Raw genomic sequence first — 16,779 nt, 5'->3', positions numbered from 1 at the left:
GTAAGATCAAATCTTAACTTCTACAACTATTATAGGTTCAAATTTACCTTGTCTGTCTCTTGGAACATTTATCTCTATAGTACCATTCTCACTAATCAGATTCTTACTAAAACTACCATTCCTCGCATTCTCAGTTTCAGCTCTATCATACTTGCTATAACCTAAATGTTCTGACATCTCAGCATGCAGTGCTCGCTCTAAAATACCCTTGGTTAATTCCTTAATTAATCCATTCTGACTTAGTACTGTTTTTAAATCTACTCCGCCTTCTATCAGCAAATCTATTGCTTCATTTATTTTTTTATTCTTCTCTATTTGCATTTCTGTTACCTATATTTTTAATTACTTCTAATATAGGCTCAACAAAAATTTACACAATCATTGCAAAAGACTCTCAGCTAGTTTTTTTGTAGACTCTACTTGTTGATCTAGGAGAGCAAAAATACTTTCTGCTCCAACAAAACCACTTTTTAATTCTTGGATAAAACCTATCGATAAATCTAGTAAATTTCCTGTATTCTGCATGAATGCAAATATCATACCTATCCGAGCCATATTCCACATCATTTCAGAAACGGTAGCATTACTACCCCTGCCAGACATGATAGAGTAACCGTAATACAGAATTAGTATAGGAGCTCCTACTTGAATTAAAAACACCATTTGATTGGCAAATAGTATGGTATACGAATTAAGGATCAAATTTAATTTACCTGTTAAAAACGTCTCTAAATTAGTGAAGGTATGCATTTGCCGCTCTCTTATTTAAATATTACATTTGGTGATGGGGCATTTCTCTGTTGTTCATTAAATGCCTTAATTCTTGCCTTTTCTATATCTTGACAATGTTTATCTTTCAGCATCTCTGCTAATGATTTTGTTTTACATTTTTCCACTTCTTTCTTTAGTTCTTCTGGGTGAGCAATGTACCATTCTTCAGTTTTAGTTTTTTCACCGCATGCTGTTAGGGCTAAAGCTAGAAAAATACAACAGGTAATTGAATTATGAATTTTCATCATTATACTCCTTATTTAAATATTACATTTGGTGATGGGGCATTTCTCTGTTGTTCATTAAATGCCTTGATTTTCTTCTGCTCAATCAGTTTTTCTCTTAAGTTTGCCTCATCAACAGAAAGTTTCCATTGATGCTCGAGTTGATTGATTTCAGATTGTTTTAAAGATATTGCGTTAGCTATATCTTGTGACTCTTTCAAGTCCCGAGTCTCGGATGCTTTCCTCGATAATGTTTGTACCTCCCTCATTTTACGTTTCATTTTCTTCTTAATCTTTTCGCCAGTTTCAATAGTGCCAGCTTTGTTTAATATTTCCTCTTTACAAATATTATCGAGTCTTGTGCTCCCTTTCTTCTGACACATATCAAACATCTGATATTTGTTTAAAATTTCATTCGCCTCACCGCTAATCTCAGGTTCACTTGAGCTAAGCATTTCAGTAAACATATTTCTATGACGCTCAATGCCGTCCATCTCGTATATTAGGCTATCAATCTGTCCTTCTAAGTCGCCTATATCTCTAATATCTGTTAGGCTTGCAAGTTGCGATTTAAGAGTATTTTGCTGAGTTGTGTAATGCTCTAAGGTCTGCTTCCAATGCATAGCCTGATCTTTCCACTGCCTTACTTGCTGTGTATGCCTCTTTGCTCCATCTGCTATCTGTCTTAGAGAATTAATATCGGCTTTTTGGTCATACGTCACCAGTCCCAAACTAGTATTAGGCATACTAGATATTAAGATAAAAATTGTAATAGCTAATTGTTGCTTCATACCGCTACCTTTAAAAAATCATCAATCCACATTTCAGGTCTTTCTTGCTGCTCAAAGCTTTTCTCAAAGATTTCAAGATTGTCTTTAGAAGAACTTAATATCTTGGTATTTGCACCAAGGCTTTTTAAGTCAAGCTTTACAATCGCTGAAAAAGGCTTAACTCCTCCATACAAACTAGATTTCTTCACTAAGAAACATCTAGACGCTGGATCTAAATTTGCAATGCTTAAATATTCTTCCTCTGTTAACTTAAAGCCGTCAATATAATCCTGCTTAGTTGCCTTTGGATTACTTAAGAAAATCTGCGTACTACTACTTTCAACCACAGTTCTTGCAAGCTTACTGCTTAATATGTCTGATGGTGATTGAGTAGCATATATCAACATACCATTTAGCTTTCTGATGGTTTTAAGCTTGTCTTTGGCAAATTTGGCAAAAACATCATCTGATATCCATTTCCAAAACTCATCCATGAATATTACTACGCGTCTTCCGTCTAATATTTCTGTAATGCGGTGCAATATGTAAAAAGATATTGGGCTACGTATTTTTTGGTGCTCTAGAAATTCAGTGCCATCAAATCCAAAATTAGTTGAGCTTGAGATATCAAACTCATCATTCTCATTATCGAAAATCCAGCCATATTCACCATCTTTAGACCATTTCTGTAATGAAATAGCTATACTTCTATCTTGCTCCTCTAACTCTGCTGACTGATTTAAAGCTTCAATCAATCTTGAAATACCATATCTTCGTTCTTGTATCTCTAGCTGCATTACTGAAGTTACGCTACGGCTTAACTCATTTTGTTGCCTAATGGTAAGTGGTTTGCCATTTAATGTGCAAAGTAGCTCCATCAAATCAGTAATAAAACTGATATTTGTACTTGTTGGCTCTAAACAAAATGGATTCCAGCCTGTAGGCTCGCCATGCTTAAAACGGCAGTATTGTCCGCCGAGTGCTCTGATATTTAATTCTGCTCCTCTATCCTTGTCTAAAAAGATGGAGGTAAGTTTCTTGCTTTTTGAATTTTGGTCAAAAGATTCTTCAGTGCCGTATTTTTGCAAGCATATTTGTAAGAATGACAGTAACATAGTCTTACCTGAACCAGTTGAGCCTATTACTGAAGTACTTGCGTTGTTCTTTTCACCAAACTCATCTTTGCCAAGTTTTGACTCGTGAAGATTTAAATAGTAAGCTTGCTTGTTAGGAGTCTTAAGGATTGCAACCGCCTCACCCCAGCAATTCTGGTCTCTCTTGCCACTTTCAAAATTGTGAAAACTTGCAAGATCTACAAAATGCCTCGATGCCATAGAAGAAAGACGCGGTCTTAAGTCAAATACAGCAGGTAGTTGAGAAAAAAAGTGACCGTATAATGAGAATTCAGCAAGTATTGCTACAAAACCTAAATCACTTAAGATACTCATCTGCTTATTGGCGCTTTGTTTTGCTTCTTCTAAGGAATTACCATATATAGCTAAGCTAAAATGATACTTGCCAAAGAAAATCTCATTGCCAGCGAGTTCGTCTTTAGCATCAATTAAATCATCTCTTTGTGTTAATGCGTCATCTTCTGAAGCTCTTAGCTTCTTAATGACATTGTTAATGAAGCTAAGTGATTTTCTTTTGCTTACGCATGAGAAAGATTGTGTTAATACAAAATCACAATCAGATATTAGTAAGCTACTCATACTTAAACTATTTGTGCTATCAGGAAACTCTGATATCTCAATAGCCTTAAAAAACTTCTTATCCATAGATGTATTAATTTGACCGTTTTGATTAGCGAAATATACGTCATTTGTTCCAAATGTCTCGTAGATAGGTTTTTTAAGTACTGGTACTTTTTGCCAAACATTTGATATTAGGAAATTAAAGAACTCTAACTGCTTTGAAAACACCACTCCTTGTGCGTTTTGATATGTTGTTAACTTCCTTCCTCCAAATCTTTCAAGAAAACCACTTATTCTTTCCGAAAACTCAGATACTTTCTTTAAAAGCTCATCTATTCTTTTCTTTTGCTCCTGCGGGCTTGTAGCCTTAAACGCAGCTCGCTCAAATATATTGTGCGGCGAGTATACCATTGTAAAGAATATACGGTTACGACGGAAAGCTTCTGATGCGAGTGACTGGTAGTACAAATCACTAATACGGTCAGCAAAGTAATTTTTGGTCTCTACTTCAAAGTGATCATGGTGTTTTGACCTTACAATATGCACATAAAATGTAATGTTTTCTGATGCAAAACTTCTCAAGAAATTGTGGGTAAGCATATTGTTAATATCTAAATTCTGTATGCTTTCACATTCAATAGGAAATCCATCTAATTGCCAAGTTAATACAAAATCTTGGTTTTTAGTCATTACGACTTCGCTACTTACGCACGAGGAGTAAGGCACTAAATCATTAAATGTGGCAACATGGTTTAATTTCACAGACTACCTCTTCTTCTTACTACTTTGCATATGCCTACTTGCGTGTCCGCAGTATACCTAGCACCAGAAACCGCTTGACATCCAAGTGTTTTGTTTACCTTTGCGACTTGCCTTTTTCGCTTGCTGTACCAAGGTAATGGAAATCTTGGATGGCATGTGATTGGCAAATTCAAATGCCAACTAGTTTTCCATTTTAGATATAGTATGTGAAAAAAGAATGCATCCTTTCTGGTTAGCAAGCCAAGACTTAATATAACTACTGGGATGAAAAACCAAACGATTGGACCAAAATATAGTCCAATACCAAATAGAAAGGCAGCAATGCAAAAAAATAACTCTAAAGGCACACCGAAAAATAATACCGGTCTAATGATCGCCTTGTATATTTTATGCTGCGTGATTTTATATTTTTCTTGCATGTTCTTTGCTATTTCTTGAAATTTTTAGTTTTAATTTTTCATTTTGTAAGTAGATTGCCTATTTCTGTTGCAGCTCCAAGTACTACCGCGCCAATTAAAATAGGTGCCATCTCTCGGAGTGTAGAACCACCAAATAGTATCTTGTAGCCACACCAAATAATCGCAAGAATTACTGTAACTGTTGACAATCCAACTAGACCTCCTTTTACTTTTTCCATCAAAGTTTTTGCTTTTTTAAACTCTGCATATGCTGGTGTGTTCATTAAAGATATGAGTATTAAAAATATTGGCGTTGTGTATTTATTTATCATTGATTTCTCCTTTTATTGTTGGTATATATTTTTTGCTCTCTGACCAAGATTCGGCTTCATGAGAGCATTTTTTGATTTTTTATTTTTTTCCTATTTTGTTGAAAATCAATAAAACCTAAAATTCTAATCACTTCCGCCTCTGTAACTTAAGTTAGATTATACGCGGAAGTTTCTAGTTACTTCTTGACTCTGCTTTTAAGGCTCCTCACGCATTACTTACTCATTTAAATATTAATCTTCAGCTTAATACTGCCTGCATGTGACATATATTTACGTGCCTTATTACCGTTATAAAACAAACCAATCTCTAGATTCTTTGCCGCAACATTTAATCCCGCTCCATAACTTAAAACTAATTTAGATCTATTAATAGGACCTGAAGACAATAAAGCTCCCTCATCCAAAAACTTAGCTGTGATATTTGGATTCTTCGACTTAATATTTTTATGTAGAAAACAATGCATCTCAGGAGTAATACTGATGCTAGAGGCATGCACAGAACTATTTGATAACTTCAAACCTGTTATAGTTTCAAGCTCTAGTGATTTTGTGCCTGACAGCGCTAAATTATAAGCACCTGCTCCATATTCGCGATATGATGCGTCCCGTATCTTACTATATTTGATACCAAATATTGGCTTAATGCTTAAAGAGCTTATAGGCTTATAATTATAACCAAACATTACCTGCATAATATTACTATATGCTTTGTGATTGCTGGTTGCTATTTGGCTATCTGGACGCTTAGCACTGCTCTTGATATCGCTTATTCCATATATGCCAATAGTGCTTATGAAAATATTCTGATCAGATGGGGTATATAATCCATATAAAGAATAGAAATTTCCTTTAAGACTTGCGGTGTCACCTAGTTTATTATGGCTTTGTTGCATAAATAAGCTTTTGAATATACTGCCCCTAACCCCGCAATGCTAGCCTAGCCAACAGGCACAGAGATAGGTTTACCAATTTCAAACATTTTGTTTAATAAGTGGCATTTAATAGACATTTCTTTTGTCATATTTTGATCATGTCTTGATAGAAACTTACTACCAAAAGAAGTTTTAAATCGAAAGAACGTGTTCTCTACACGCTCCCTTCTACCATAATTATTCTTTACCCTCCATGCTTGGTATCCTTTGTTTTGTTGATATATAACAGCTGCATCTCTCTCAGTTTTATCCCTAAGCGATTGAACTTTTACTGAAGAGTTTGGGGGTCTAATAACTGGTTTTATCTTCTTCTTTCTCAACAATTGATGTGTAGATTCACCGTCATACCCTCGATCTCCCAGAAAATCCTTGGCTCTGACATTAGCTATGGCTTTGTTGCATAAATAAGATTTGTAGAGCAAGAGTGGTGATAATCTGGTAAGATGTCCTGAATTAAAAATAATCCAGATTATATGAGATCTCGGAAGAAAGCCCCTTTTAGTAAATCACGCAAGTATTCTAAATATAAAATAACGAATTGGTCAGAATATAATAATTTTTTACGCAATAGGGGTCGCATAGATTTTATGATTGCCAGTGATTTGGCGATTGGCTGGTATGCTGATTACAGAGAGGAAATGAAACGAGGAAGACCTAGACGCTATAGTGATCACGCTATATTACAGTGTTTGAAGATCAGATGCTTATTCGGTCTTAAGTTACGCCAAACCCAAGGCTTTATAAACTGGCTCTTTGAAATATCGGGTTTATCTATTAGATGTCCAGACTATACAACATTAAGTAAGCGTATGAAGTCATTAGATCTTAGGTATTTACATGGAAATCAAGATAAAGAATTTAGTTGTATTTCAATGGATAGTACAGGGATACAAGCCTACACAGGGAACGAATGGCTAGAAAATAAGCATGGTAAGCAATATAAGCGTCGCATATGGAAAAAGCTACATATCGTTATAGAAGATCAAGGTATGATACTTGCCGATAGTACCACAGAGCATACTATAGATGATAGATCACAGATTGGACTACTAATAGCTAATGTCAGAGCCAAGGATTTTCTGGGAGATCGAGGGTATGACGGTGAATCTACATATCAATTGTTGAGAAAGAAGAAGATAAAACCAGTTATTAGACCCCCAAACTCTTCAGTAAAAGTTCAATCGCTTAGGGATAAAACTGAGAGAGATGCAGCTGTTATATATCAACAAAACAAAGGATACCAAGCATGGAGGGTAAAGAATAATTATGGTAGAAGGGAGCGTGTAGAGAACACGTTCTTTCGATTTAAAACTTCTTTTGGTAGTAAGTTTCTATCAAGACATGATCAAAATATGACAAAAGAAATGTCTATTAAATGCCACTTATTAAACAAAATGTTTGAAATTGGTAAACCTATCTCTGTGCCTGTTGGCTAGGCTAGCATTGCGGGGTTAGGGGCAGTATATTCAAAAGCTTATTTATGCAACAAAGCCTTGCTGTATTGGCCTGGCTTGATATGAACAAAAGGAGGATAAATGAAAACATTACTTTATATCAACAAACTTGGGAAGTTATAAAAACATCAATTCAGAACAACATTAAATGGCTTCTAACTAATACACAATTTTGCTAAGTGCGAAACTCCTGTATATATTTTGACACTTCCTTATAGATTTCGCTAGGACGAAAATCCTTACTCTTTAACCATCGACTTGCACTATCGTGAGATAGATCTACTGGACTCACTTCAGATAATGCCTTGCTAGTATATCTGACACTACTTGCTTGTAAAAATGATTTATATAAGTCCTTGCTACATTGTGTTCTTGTCATTTTTATCTAAAACTATTTTTCTCTAGATTAACATACTTTTTGCTAAGTGCGAAACTCCTGATATCCTTTCTGCCAGATAAATCTATTCCTAAAGCTACATATACTGATTTATTAATCTCTCAGGGTTTAATTCCCCGAAGCTCTGCTTCGTGATATCATAAGAAACAACTAAAACTTTTTTAGATACCTCGTAGCTCTGCTGCGAGGAGCATCATTTCCTTAATTAATCCATTCTGACTTAGTACTGTTTTTAAATCTACTCCGCCTTCTATCAGCAAATCTATTGCTTCATTTATTTTTTTATTCTTCTCTATTTGCATTTCTGTTACCTATATTTTTAATTACTTCTAATATAGCTAACACGGAAATGTTTCTACCACAGATTAGGAAAAACTTAGGCATTGATCAATAATTTTACGTAAACAGTTTTTAAAGTTAGTCCAGCAATGTTTAATAGGATTTAGATCTGGTGAATATGTGAGTAAATACAAAAACTATGGTAAAAACCTTTCCGCGTTAGCTATATAGGCTCAACAAAAATTTACACAATCATTGCACAAGACTCCACCAAAGAATTAATTGCTCCGTTAGAGCATCCCGGTTATATTGATAAGCAATTATTTAATCAGTGGGTAGGTGAGCTATTATGCCCATCACTAAAACCTGGACAATGTGTAATAATGGATAATGCGAGTATTCATAAGTCACCGTTGGTAAAGGAACTAAACAACCCTCAGCTATAAGCTGAGGGGTTATAAAGTGGAATCGATTAGAAATCGATCATCATTCACAGGTTCACCTTCCTGTTCATCAATATAGTGCTGTATCATTTCATCAGTTATATTACCTGAACTGACTGCCATATAGCCCCTAGCCCACAAATGATTGCCCCAAAATTGTTTTCGTAAATGAGTAAATTCTTGCAATAAAATTCTTGAGCTAATGCCTTTTAAACCTGAATTCTGGATTAGCTAATTTTGAGATATAGCAGGTTTGTTAGGTTTCATACAGTATGCAATTAGGGCGGATAAGATATGTACAAAGGCATTCCAAATTGATCTATGTCTTGTATGTTCGATCTCGAAAGCACCCTTCAGCACACTAAATACTGTTTCGATAATTGAGCGTTTGCGTAATAATATTTTTTCAAATAATGGCATAAGTTTATTCTTCATTTTCTTCTTTATGCCAGTTACTAACTTGATTCCTTTGCTGTATAGATCATCAAAGAGCGCCTGTTTGATATAACCCTTATCGCCAAACAATAATCCCGTGATATGTTTGGTGATTATCGAAACCGGCGCTCTATCATCTACATTACCAGGCGTTAGTTTTAGATCTTGAATCTCACCTTTTTCGTTAATAACCAAATGTAATTTTAGACCAAAAAACCAACTTTTTGTTGTTTTACCCAAAGCAGCAATACCGGCAAAGACTTTATTACGAGAGATTCTTTTTCGATGACAAACCTCTAAAGATGTGGCGTCAATATAAGAAACTCCCGTAGATTGAGCTGCCTGCATATACCATTCAAGTAATAAAACTAAATAACTCAGAACTCTTAGTTTTAGAGCTATAAAACGAGTATATGATGGAAGAGTTACAAAGTCTGATTTATATAATTGTAGATAGGACATATAAAAATATTTAAAGTTTTTACAAGGTGATTGATGGTATAAAAGCACTATTGTTAACAGCTCAGAATAGCTTATTTCAGGCTTTCTTGTAGGGTTTTTATTAATTAATGGTAGAAATGATGCTCCTCGCAGCAGAGCTACGAGGTATCTAAAAAAGTTTTAGTTGTTTCTTATGATATCACGAAGCAGAGCTTCGGGGAATTAAACCCTGAGAGATTAATCCACTGCTCGCTAATTTTACAAAAATCATCGACAAAACAAAATAATGCAGTAATATCTTTCTTCATGGGGATACTCTTGTTTTTTTGCTAAAAATTATATAGAGTATCTTCTATCCCTTGTAAATACTTACTTCCAAACCTAGATTAATCCAGAATTCAGGTTAATATATCATTTAGTAACGCCGGCAAAGTATAGAAGAGTAATATTCAATCAAGAACTAGATGATTATTTGTGTAAAATTTGTGAGCACATAGAAGATCGTTATGAAATTAGATTTTTAGAAATAGGAGTAGATAAAGATCACGTACATTTTTTATTACAGTCAATACCAATGTATAGCCCAACAAAAATAACTCAAATCATAAAAAGTATTACTTCTAAGAAAATGTTTGAGAAATATCCAAATCTTAAAGAAAAATTATGGGGAAGTGAGTTTTGGAGTAAAGGATATTTTATGAGCACAGTAGGTAAACATGGTGATGAGCAGAAATTACGTAATTATGTACAGAATCAAGGTTCAGGCAAACCTTCTTATAAAGCATTGCAACAAAAACAGTTAAAGCTTTTGGGATAGATACCTCGTAGCTCTGCTGCGAGGAGCATCATTTGTAGATGAAAATCATAGAAACAAAAAATATGGAAGAATGTTAATGGAAAAAGCTGAAGAATTGGCACGTGAGCGTGGCTGTAATTTTGTTGCTTTATCGACTATGGACTTTCAAGCGAAACCGTTTTATGAAAAATTAGGATATAAGCTAGAATTTACAAGACATGGCTATGAAAAAGATTCAGTTATGTATTTACTAAGGAAAGATTTATGACATTAAAATTAGGAATTGTGGGTTTGCCGAATGTCGGTAAGTCAACGTTATTTAATGCCTTAACGGCAAGCGTGGCAGCTGAAGCTGCTAATTATCCGTTTTGTACGATTGAACCAAATAGTGCCGTTGTTTCAGTACCTGATGAGCGTTTACAAAAGCTAGCTAGACTTGTAGGAAGTAAAAAAATTATTCCATCTTATATCGAATTTGTCGATATTGCAGGTCTTGTTAAAGGTGCAAGCAAAGGGGAGGGGCTTGGTAATAAGTTCTTATCAAACATTAGAGAAGTAGACGCAATATTGCATGTGTTACGTTGTTTTGAGGATGAAGATGTAACGCACGTACATCATAAGGTTGATCCGATTCATGACCTTGAAATAATTGAGATGGAGTTAATACTTGCCGATATAGAATCGGTGGAAAAGCGACTTGCTACAAGCGAAAAACGTTTGAAATCAGGTGATAAGACTTTAGCAGAGCAAATAGAGCTATTAATAGAGGTTCATAAAGTATTAGCCGATGGTAAACCTGCAAGAGTGCTAAATAAAACTTTAGGAACTGGTAATCTCAAGCAGTTACAGCTACTTACTTCTAAGCCTGTTCTATATGTGTGTAATGTACTTGAAAAGGATGCAGCAAGTGGTAACGCGTTTACAAAATTAGTAGCAGAACAAGCAAAAAAAGAAGAAGCTAAAAGTGTTGTTATTTCCTCAAAAATAGAAGCAGATATTGCTTTGCTTGAAGATGAGGACGAGAAAAAAGAATTCCTAAATAGTATTGACCTCGAAGAAACAGGATTAAGTCAAGTAATTAAAGAAGGGTATAATCTCTTAAATCTGAAAAGCTTTTTTACGATTGGTCCTAAAGAAGCACATAGCTGGACTTTTAAAGATGGTACGCTTGCCCCTGGGGCTGCAGGTATTATTCATACCGACTTTGAAAAAGGTTTTATTAGAGCGGAAGTAATAGGTGACGCAGATTATATAGTCCGTCCGCCAAAACTCTACAAGCCTTATAGATAATATGGTTTTAAGACAAGAAGTAATACAACAATCCGTAAGAAAATGATAAAATATGGTCATAAACCTTATGGATTTCAGTCAATGCCAATAGACAACATTATCAAATCGCAAGAACAAGGGAAACTGTTTGGTTATAAATTAAAAGAAGAATTAAACCCAAATAATAAGCTATATAAATTAAGAGAATTAATAAATTGGTCTAGGCTCGAAGAGTGGTTATCAAAAGATGTTTGTATTAAGAAATTTGGTAGAAATAGAAAATGTCATAGAGTGATGCTTGGCATAACGATGCTACAAGCAATGTATAATTTTTCAGATTCATTATCAGAGGAAGAGCTAAAAGAGAATATGTATTGGCAGTATTTCTGCGGGTGGGAATATATAGAAAAAGACATAGCTATCTCGGAAACTAGTATACGACGGTTTCGTAGTGTATTAGGTGAAGCTGGATATAATGAGATATTATCGGAGTTGATCAGGGTTGGGATAAAAACTAACACAATTAAAAAAAAAGATTTGGAATTAATCATCGCTGATACGACTGTACAAATTAAGAATATCAAACACCCACACGATGTTTATTTAATGGATAAAGCTAGGCTTAGCATAGTAAAGCTTTGCAACAGTTTGGGTATACATTTGAATGAAACATACGCTAGAACCTATAAACGCGATATAGTAAAGCTATGGAAATATAAAGAACATAGTAAAGCCAAGAAGCGTTGGAAAATAATGAAGCATTTAAAAATATTACTGGGTCGTTTGATTAGAGTATGTGAGCGTGAGATCAAAAATAAGCAATTAAACTTGTCTCTCAAAAATCAAGAAGTATTGCAAAAAATAAAACAAATACATAACCAATCTGTTTTAAAAAGAGAAGCTAAAAAGCAATATAAAGAAGATAACAAAGTATTATATAGCAGGAGTTTCGCACTTAGCAAAGTTGCGAATCAGTTAAAAGCCATCTGATATTGTTTTGAATTGATGTTTTTATAACTTCCCAAGTTTGTTGATATAAAGTAATGTTTTCATTTATCCTCCTTTTATTCATATCAAGCCAGGCAAATACTGCAAGGCAAATATGATTTCTTTGAGCTCGGCCCGTGCGTGCCTGACAGCGTTCAATACCACAAGTTTGTTTTAATTCTCGATGATAAACCTCTATAGACCAACGTGCCTTAACAATTTTCTCTATTTGCTCACGTGTGGGATTTTCCAAGTTCGTTGTTATGTAATCAATGCGACCATTCTTTGCCACAAACTTAAATACCGTAACCCAACCGTATCCACGTAGGTGAATTTTTAGCCCCTCATCGGGTATCTCTAAACTTTCCAAGCTAACATTATGATTAACTTTTCTATTTTTCCTTAGGGTGGTAACCCATAGCCAGCCTAAATTACGTATATGTTTTAAATTCTCCAACCCGCTATACCAAGCATCCATGACTATGGCATCAGGATTGAGACCTCTTTCTTTAGCTAAAGTAAGCATATCACAAAAATGCTCATTCTTTGTTTTACCATCAGTGTCTTTATCATATATTCTATAATCTACGGGAGTAGATTGAGCAATTTTAGTATTGTAATGTAGTAAGTTTACCATTCCTATACCAGGTATAACATCATGTACAGCTCCAGAATATTGATAACGTACAAGCTCAATCTTCTGACTGTATTGCTTTGATAATAAGGTGTCATCCCCCACTAATAAACACGGTGCTTCCCAATCTATATATTTTGACACTTCCTTATAGATTTCGCTAGGACGAAAATCCTTACTCTTTAACCATCGACTTGCACTATCGTGAGATAGATCTACTGGACTCACTTCAGATAATGCCTTGCTAGTATATCTGACACTACTTGCTTGTAAAAATGATTTATATAAGTCCTTGCTACATTTTGTTCTTGTCATTTTTATCTAAAACTATTTTTCTCTAGATTAACATACTTTTTGCTAAGTGCGAAACTCCTGATATAGTTTTCATGCCCCTGAAGTAGAGTGTATAGGAAAGGGAAAACGCAACAAGCCATATGAGTTTGGCAATAAAGTAGCGGTAGTAGTAAGTGGTCGTAGAAATTTTGTTTTATCCGCAAAATCGTTTCATAATAATCCTTATGATGGTCATACATTGCATCAGAGCTTTGAAGCAGTAGAGAGTGTCACTGGAATCAAGATAAAGAAATCATTTGTTGATCTTGGGTATAGTGGTAGCAATGTAAAGGAGAAGAGTAAGGTATATACCCCAAAAACGCGGAAGAAGTTGTTACAAGAGGACAAGTCTATGATCAAGAGACGCAGTGCCATAGAACCAATAATAGGTCACTTAAAGCAATATGGTCGGATGGGTAGAAACTTCTTGAAAGGTATGATAGGAGATATTATCAATCCAATAATCTCTGCTATTGGTTTGAATTTACGATGCATTGCAAATCATTTACAAATCGTGTCTAACTCCACATAAATCAAAAATATCATCATGCAAAAACTAGATGAACGATAAAAAATCGTTAACAATAGCTCCATATCAAAATTAGACCAACACAGAAATGTATCAGTAAAAATTAACATAACTTATTAATTTTTATTGAAAATCTTAGCAATTTGTTGTCAAAACTCTATCCCATTACAAATGATCAGGATTTGAAGTGTTTTTGGCGGATAGACTATATAAATCTCGGTAGCGAAGCAAAAGCCAAAGAAGTAGGAAAAATGCGACTAGAGGGTAAAGAATATAAAATGCAGGATGGGGATATAGTACATTTTAGGTTTAATGTATAAATACTTAAAGTATTATTTGCTCTACTTGAAAGGCTCTGTCTCATCAATTGTGTAAATTTCGTGAACCATCAAATTTGATCATAAAATGAGCCATAGCTTCATTCCAATTGGGGATAGGCATAGACCATTTTTTGGTAATATAATCAATTGTCAGATATAAAACCTTAAATACTGCGTCCATTTGGGAGTCTTTTGCAATGATTGTGTAAATTTTTGTTGAGCCTATATTAGAAGTAATTAAAAATATAGGTAACAGAAATGCAAATAGAGAAGAATAAAAAAATAAATGAAGCAATAGATTTGCTGATAGAAGGCGGAGTAGATTTAAAAACAGTACTAAGTCAGAATGGATTAATCTCTCAGGGTTTAATTCCCCGAAGCTCTGCTTCGTGATATACTACTTGAATGGAAGAAAGCAGTTATATACATAAGAGTCATAATGTCACAGTACTAATATATCATTTAGTAACGCCGGCAAAGTATAGAAGAGTAATATTCAATCAAGAACTAGATGATTATTTGTGTAAAATTTGTGAGCACATAGAAGATCGTTATGAAATTAGATTTTTAGAAATAGGAGTAGATAAAGATCACGTACATTTTTTATTACAGTCAATACCAATGTATAGCCCAACAAAAATAACTCAAATCATAAAAAGTATTACTTCTAAGAAAATGTTTGAGAAATATCCAAATCTTAAAGAAAAATTATGGGGAAGTGAGTTTTGGAGTAAAAGATATTTTATGAGCACAGTAGGTAAACATGGTGATGAGCAGAAATTACGTAATTATGTACAGAATCAAGGTTCAGGCAAACCTTCTTATAAACTGAAGTTTTGACAAAAAGATAACCAAACTTATAAAGTATGATATAAATACGCTCAAATACAAAATGGTTTTTAGTGTGTATGATTATGCAAGAAATGTTGCAAGAAATAAAAAATTTTCCCCTATAATCAAGATGTGGTTTTAGAATTAATACTATCACTAGTAACTAATGATAGCGTTAAAGCAAGATCTGTTGTTGAATTAACAACTAATAAATATTTTCAGCGTAGTTGGTCAAGTGTATACAGAGCTATAGAGAATTTTTACTGTGCTCGTGATGAATCATTAAATATAAGAGATGAGCAACGTTTTAAGACTCGAGAAGATATAGAAAAATACTTAATAAGTAAACTGATTAATGAGGGTAAAAACTTACTGCAAATAGATACTACAGTGAGTAGCAAGAAAGATTCCAAGAAAGCAATTGATCGTACATATATTAGACAGAATGCTAATAACCGACCAGTTGCGGGTTATGAATATAGTGTAGTTTGCATCGGTGCTCAGCCTAAATGGTCTGTACCAATATCTATAAATAGAGTAAAATCAGATGAGAATAAGTATAGCAAAGGTAGCAAACAAATAATGAAAATTGTTAAGCAAATACCACAAAAGGCTCTAAATATAACAGTAGGTGATGCAGGTTATAGCGCTCTATCTTTTATTCACCCGCTGCACAATGAAGCAAATACGGTAACAATAACCCGCCAAAGAATTAATCGCAGTATTTACAAAATATATATAGAGGAGCAAAAAACAAGAGGTCGTAAAAGATCTTATGGAGCTAAGATTTCTTGTAGTAGTTCTGATAATTTACTGATTCCAGATACAGCAGAAACTGTAGTAAAGGCTACAAAAAATGGTGACATATCAATTAGTATTTCACTATTTAAGAATTATCTAATCAAGGGTAAGAAACAGCATATCATGTCTGATAAACCGCTGAATTTTATTCAGGTTAAGGTGTTAGATGCATCAGGAAATAGGAAATATAACAGAGATTTATGGTTATGTGTTTCTGGCCAACAAAAAGATAAAATCAGTGGTAAAGAAGTATATGAATACTATAGACAAAGGTTTGATATTGAGCATTTTTTTAAATTTGGTAAGTCAAAATTATTGATGGATAAATTTCAAACGAATGATCCAAATAAAGATGAGGATTATATGTTATTCGTAATGCTAGCGTACAACATATTGTATCATGCACAATCTTCAGTTAAGGCAAGAAAAGTAAGGGCATGGGATAAAAAAATCAATAGCAATATGTTGTCTCCAAGTGAAGTTTATAGATCTATGCCACAAATTGCCCTTGAAGAAATATTAGAAAAGTCTGTATCCAGAGGGATACCAGATCATAGAAATATTAGAAATAATCATCAGGTCAAACCATTTGCACCAGTAATACGCAAAAGTAATAAACACGGTAAGTGGGAAATTACAATAAAATCAAGTTTTGATGGAAGTAACCAAATTACCAAAACCTCATTTAATAAAAAGCTAGAATTACCAAATAATATTAGTAAGTATAAACCAGCAATATTAGACAAAATTGCTACAGTTTTTGACACATTATGTACCCAAATAGAATAAATAAATTTTGTTATTACTAAAAAAGTATAAAAAAATTGGAATACATTTCTCCTTATGGAAAGGATTTTGTCAAAACTTCAGTATAAAGCATTTCAACAAAAACAGTTAAAGCTTTTTGGATAGATACCTCGTAGCTCTGCTGCGAGGAGCATCATTTG

The 16,779-nt window shown here is 34.0% G+C and carries 19 protein-coding genes and 8 pseudogenes; 12 read left to right on the top strand and 15 right to left on the bottom strand.

From position 1 onward, the window contains the following. Positions 1–24: 24 nt before the first annotated feature. From AAHI98_RS09250 to AAHI98_RS09210, 9 genes and pseudogenes are all read right to left on the bottom strand, one after another. Positions 25–315, bottom strand: a pseudogene (locus tag AAHI98_RS09250) (transposase); the annotation flags it as partial. Between the two features lie 63 nt (positions 316–378). Beyond that, entirely contained in the window at positions 379–663 is a 285-nt protein-coding gene (locus AAHI98_RS09245) for a type IV secretion system protein (protein ID WP_342226158.1), read from the bottom strand. 98 nt (positions 664–761) lie between these two features. After that, positions 762–1,019: an EexN family lipoprotein gene (locus AAHI98_RS09240; protein WP_342225713.1), complete on the bottom strand. Its 258-nt coding sequence runs from the start codon at positions 1,017–1,019 to the stop codon at positions 762–764. A gap of 8 nt (positions 1,020–1,027) precedes the next feature. Next, positions 1,028–1,786, bottom strand: a complete 759-nt coding sequence (locus tag AAHI98_RS09235) for a type IV secretion system protein (protein WP_342225712.1) — start codon at positions 1,784–1,786, stop codon at positions 1,028–1,030. Then, positions 1,783–4,149, bottom strand: coding sequence for a VirB4 family type IV secretion/conjugal transfer ATPase (locus tag AAHI98_RS09230; protein ID WP_342225711.1), 2,367 nt, complete (start codon positions 4,147–4,149; stop codon positions 1,783–1,785). Before AAHI98_RS09230 ends, AAHI98_RS09235 begins: the two co-directional genes overlap by 4 nt. 68 nt (positions 4,150–4,217) lie before the next feature. Then, positions 4,218–4,640: a VirB3 family type IV secretion system protein gene (locus tag AAHI98_RS09225; protein ID WP_342225198.1), complete on the bottom strand. Its 423-nt coding sequence runs from the start codon at positions 4,638–4,640 to the stop codon at positions 4,218–4,220. A gap of 38 nt (positions 4,641–4,678) precedes the next feature. Next, the gene (locus tag AAHI98_RS09220) at positions 4,679–4,951 is read right to left on the bottom strand and encodes a TrbC/VirB2 family protein (protein WP_342225199.1); all 273 of its coding nucleotides are present in this window, start codon (positions 4,949–4,951) and stop codon (positions 4,679–4,681) included. Between the two features lie 224 nt (positions 4,952–5,175). Further along, complete coding sequence (locus AAHI98_RS09215) at positions 5,176–5,844, bottom strand: autotransporter outer membrane beta-barrel domain-containing protein (protein WP_342225710.1); 669 nt, start codon at positions 5,842–5,844, stop codon at positions 5,176–5,178. A gap of 44 nt (positions 5,845–5,888) precedes the next feature. Beyond that, positions 5,889–6,305, bottom strand: a complete 417-nt coding sequence (locus AAHI98_RS09210) for a transposase (protein ID WP_342225201.1) — start codon at positions 6,303–6,305, stop codon at positions 5,889–5,891. Between the two features lie 51 nt (positions 6,306–6,356). On the opposite strand from AAHI98_RS09210, the gene AAHI98_RS09205 reads away from it, so the two are divergent. After that, on the top strand, positions 6,357–7,319 hold the full coding sequence (locus AAHI98_RS09205) for an IS5 family transposase (protein WP_342224734.1): 963 nt from the start codon (positions 6,357–6,359) through the stop codon (positions 7,317–7,319). A gap of 56 nt (positions 7,320–7,375) precedes the next feature. After that, a pseudogene (locus AAHI98_RS09200) lies at positions 7,376–7,516 on the top strand (IS701 family transposase); the annotation flags it as partial. 14 nt (positions 7,517–7,530) lie between these two features. Here AAHI98_RS09200 and AAHI98_RS09195 read toward each other — a convergent pair. Together AAHI98_RS09195 and AAHI98_RS09190 are read right to left on the bottom strand one after the other, a co-directional pair. Further along, positions 7,531–7,716, bottom strand: a pseudogene (locus AAHI98_RS09195) (IS701 family transposase); the annotation flags it as partial. A 179-nt stretch (positions 7,717–7,895) separates the two neighbouring features. After that, positions 7,896–8,036: a hypothetical protein gene (locus tag AAHI98_RS09190; RefSeq protein WP_342225272.1), complete on the bottom strand. Its 141-nt coding sequence runs from the start codon at positions 8,034–8,036 to the stop codon at positions 7,896–7,898. A gap of 204 nt (positions 8,037–8,240) precedes the next feature. On the opposite strand from AAHI98_RS09190, the gene AAHI98_RS18165 reads away from it, so the two are divergent. Next, positions 8,241–8,459 carry a transposase gene (locus AAHI98_RS18165; protein WP_410526243.1) on the top strand — a complete coding sequence of 73 codons (219 nt, stop codon included), beginning with the start codon at positions 8,241–8,243 and terminating at the stop codon, positions 8,457–8,459. Between the two features lie 9 nt (positions 8,460–8,468). Here AAHI98_RS18165 and AAHI98_RS09185 read toward each other — a convergent pair. Together AAHI98_RS09185 and AAHI98_RS09180 are read right to left on the bottom strand one after the other, a co-directional pair. Continuing rightward, positions 8,469–8,669: pseudogene (locus tag AAHI98_RS09185) on the bottom strand (transposase); the annotation flags it as partial. Positions 8,670–8,687: 18 nt separating this feature from the next. Continuing rightward, positions 8,688–9,640 (bottom strand): annotated as a pseudogene (locus AAHI98_RS09180) (IS982 family transposase). A gap of 77 nt (positions 9,641–9,717) precedes the next feature. Between AAHI98_RS09180 and tnpA (AAHI98_RS09175) the strand changes: the two are divergent. The 4 genes and pseudogenes from tnpA (AAHI98_RS09175) to AAHI98_RS09160 all read left to right on the top strand — a co-directional run bounded on the left by tnpA (AAHI98_RS09175) (position 9,718) and on the right by AAHI98_RS09160 (position 12,387). Further along, positions 9,718–10,149, top strand: coding sequence for an IS200/IS605 family transposase (gene tnpA / locus AAHI98_RS09175; protein ID WP_342226156.1), 432 nt, complete (start codon positions 9,718–9,720; stop codon positions 10,147–10,149). A 13-nt stretch (positions 10,150–10,162) separates the two neighbouring features. After that, positions 10,163–10,396, top strand: coding sequence for a GNAT family N-acetyltransferase (locus AAHI98_RS09170; protein ID WP_342226155.1), 234 nt, complete (start codon positions 10,163–10,165; stop codon positions 10,394–10,396). Further along, positions 10,393–11,382, top strand: a pseudogene (gene ychF, locus AAHI98_RS09165) (redox-regulated ATPase YchF); the annotation flags it as partial. The gene AAHI98_RS09170 and the pseudogene ychF, both read left to right, overlap by 4 nt. 78 nt (positions 11,383–11,460) lie before the next feature. Beyond that, positions 11,461–12,387 carry a transposase gene (locus AAHI98_RS09160; RefSeq protein ID WP_342225707.1) on the top strand — a complete coding sequence of 309 codons (927 nt, stop codon included), beginning with the start codon at positions 11,461–11,463 and terminating at the stop codon, positions 12,385–12,387. Here the strand turns inward: AAHI98_RS09160 and AAHI98_RS09155 are convergent. Further along, a complete protein-coding gene (locus tag AAHI98_RS09155) occupies positions 12,353–13,333 on the bottom strand; it encodes an IS701 family transposase (RefSeq protein WP_342224659.1) in 981 nt (326 codons plus the stop codon). The two genes, AAHI98_RS09160 and AAHI98_RS09155, sit on opposite strands and share 35 nt — an antisense overlap. Before the next feature lie 91 nt (positions 13,334–13,424). On the opposite strand from AAHI98_RS09155, the gene AAHI98_RS09150 reads away from it, so the two are divergent. Together AAHI98_RS09150 and AAHI98_RS09145 are read left to right on the top strand one after the other, a co-directional pair. Then, positions 13,425–13,883 (top strand): transposase, encoded by a 459-nt coding sequence (locus AAHI98_RS09150; protein WP_342224960.1) that lies wholly within the window; start codon positions 13,425–13,427, stop codon positions 13,881–13,883. 200 nt (positions 13,884–14,083) lie between these two features. Next, positions 14,084–14,200, top strand: a pseudogene (locus tag AAHI98_RS09145) (DUF933 domain-containing protein); the annotation flags it as partial. A gap of 43 nt (positions 14,201–14,243) precedes the next feature. On the opposite strand, the pseudogene AAHI98_RS09140 reads toward AAHI98_RS09145, so the two are convergent. Then, a pseudogene (locus tag AAHI98_RS09140) lies at positions 14,244–14,378 on the bottom strand (IS256 family transposase); the annotation flags it as partial. Positions 14,379–14,458: 80 nt separating this feature from the next. On the opposite strand from AAHI98_RS09140, the gene AAHI98_RS09135 reads away from it, so the two are divergent. The 3 genes from AAHI98_RS09135 (at position 14,459) to AAHI98_RS09125 (ending at position 16,621) form a co-directional block, all read left to right on the top strand. After that, positions 14,459–14,593 carry a hypothetical protein gene (locus AAHI98_RS09135; RefSeq protein ID WP_342224770.1) on the top strand — a complete coding sequence of 45 codons (135 nt, stop codon included), beginning with the start codon at positions 14,459–14,461 and terminating at the stop codon, positions 14,591–14,593. 12 nt (positions 14,594–14,605) lie between these two features. Then, entirely contained in the window at positions 14,606–15,040 is a 435-nt protein-coding gene (tnpA, locus tag AAHI98_RS09130) for an IS200/IS605 family transposase (protein WP_342225705.1), read from the top strand. A 123-nt stretch (positions 15,041–15,163) separates the two neighbouring features. Next, on the top strand, positions 15,164–16,621 hold the full coding sequence (locus tag AAHI98_RS09125; protein WP_342225704.1) for a transposase: 1,458 nt from the start codon (positions 15,164–15,166) through the stop codon (positions 16,619–16,621). Positions 16,622–16,779: the final 158 nt, after the last annotated feature.

This window comes from Rickettsia endosymbiont of Urophora cardui (assembly GCF_964030725.1).
In the GTDB taxonomy this organism is placed as follows: domain Bacteria; phylum Pseudomonadota; class Alphaproteobacteria; order Rickettsiales; family Rickettsiaceae; genus Rickettsia.
The sequence above is the reverse complement of the archived record's forward strand: the minus strand, read 5'-3'. Positions and strand labels throughout refer to the sequence as shown.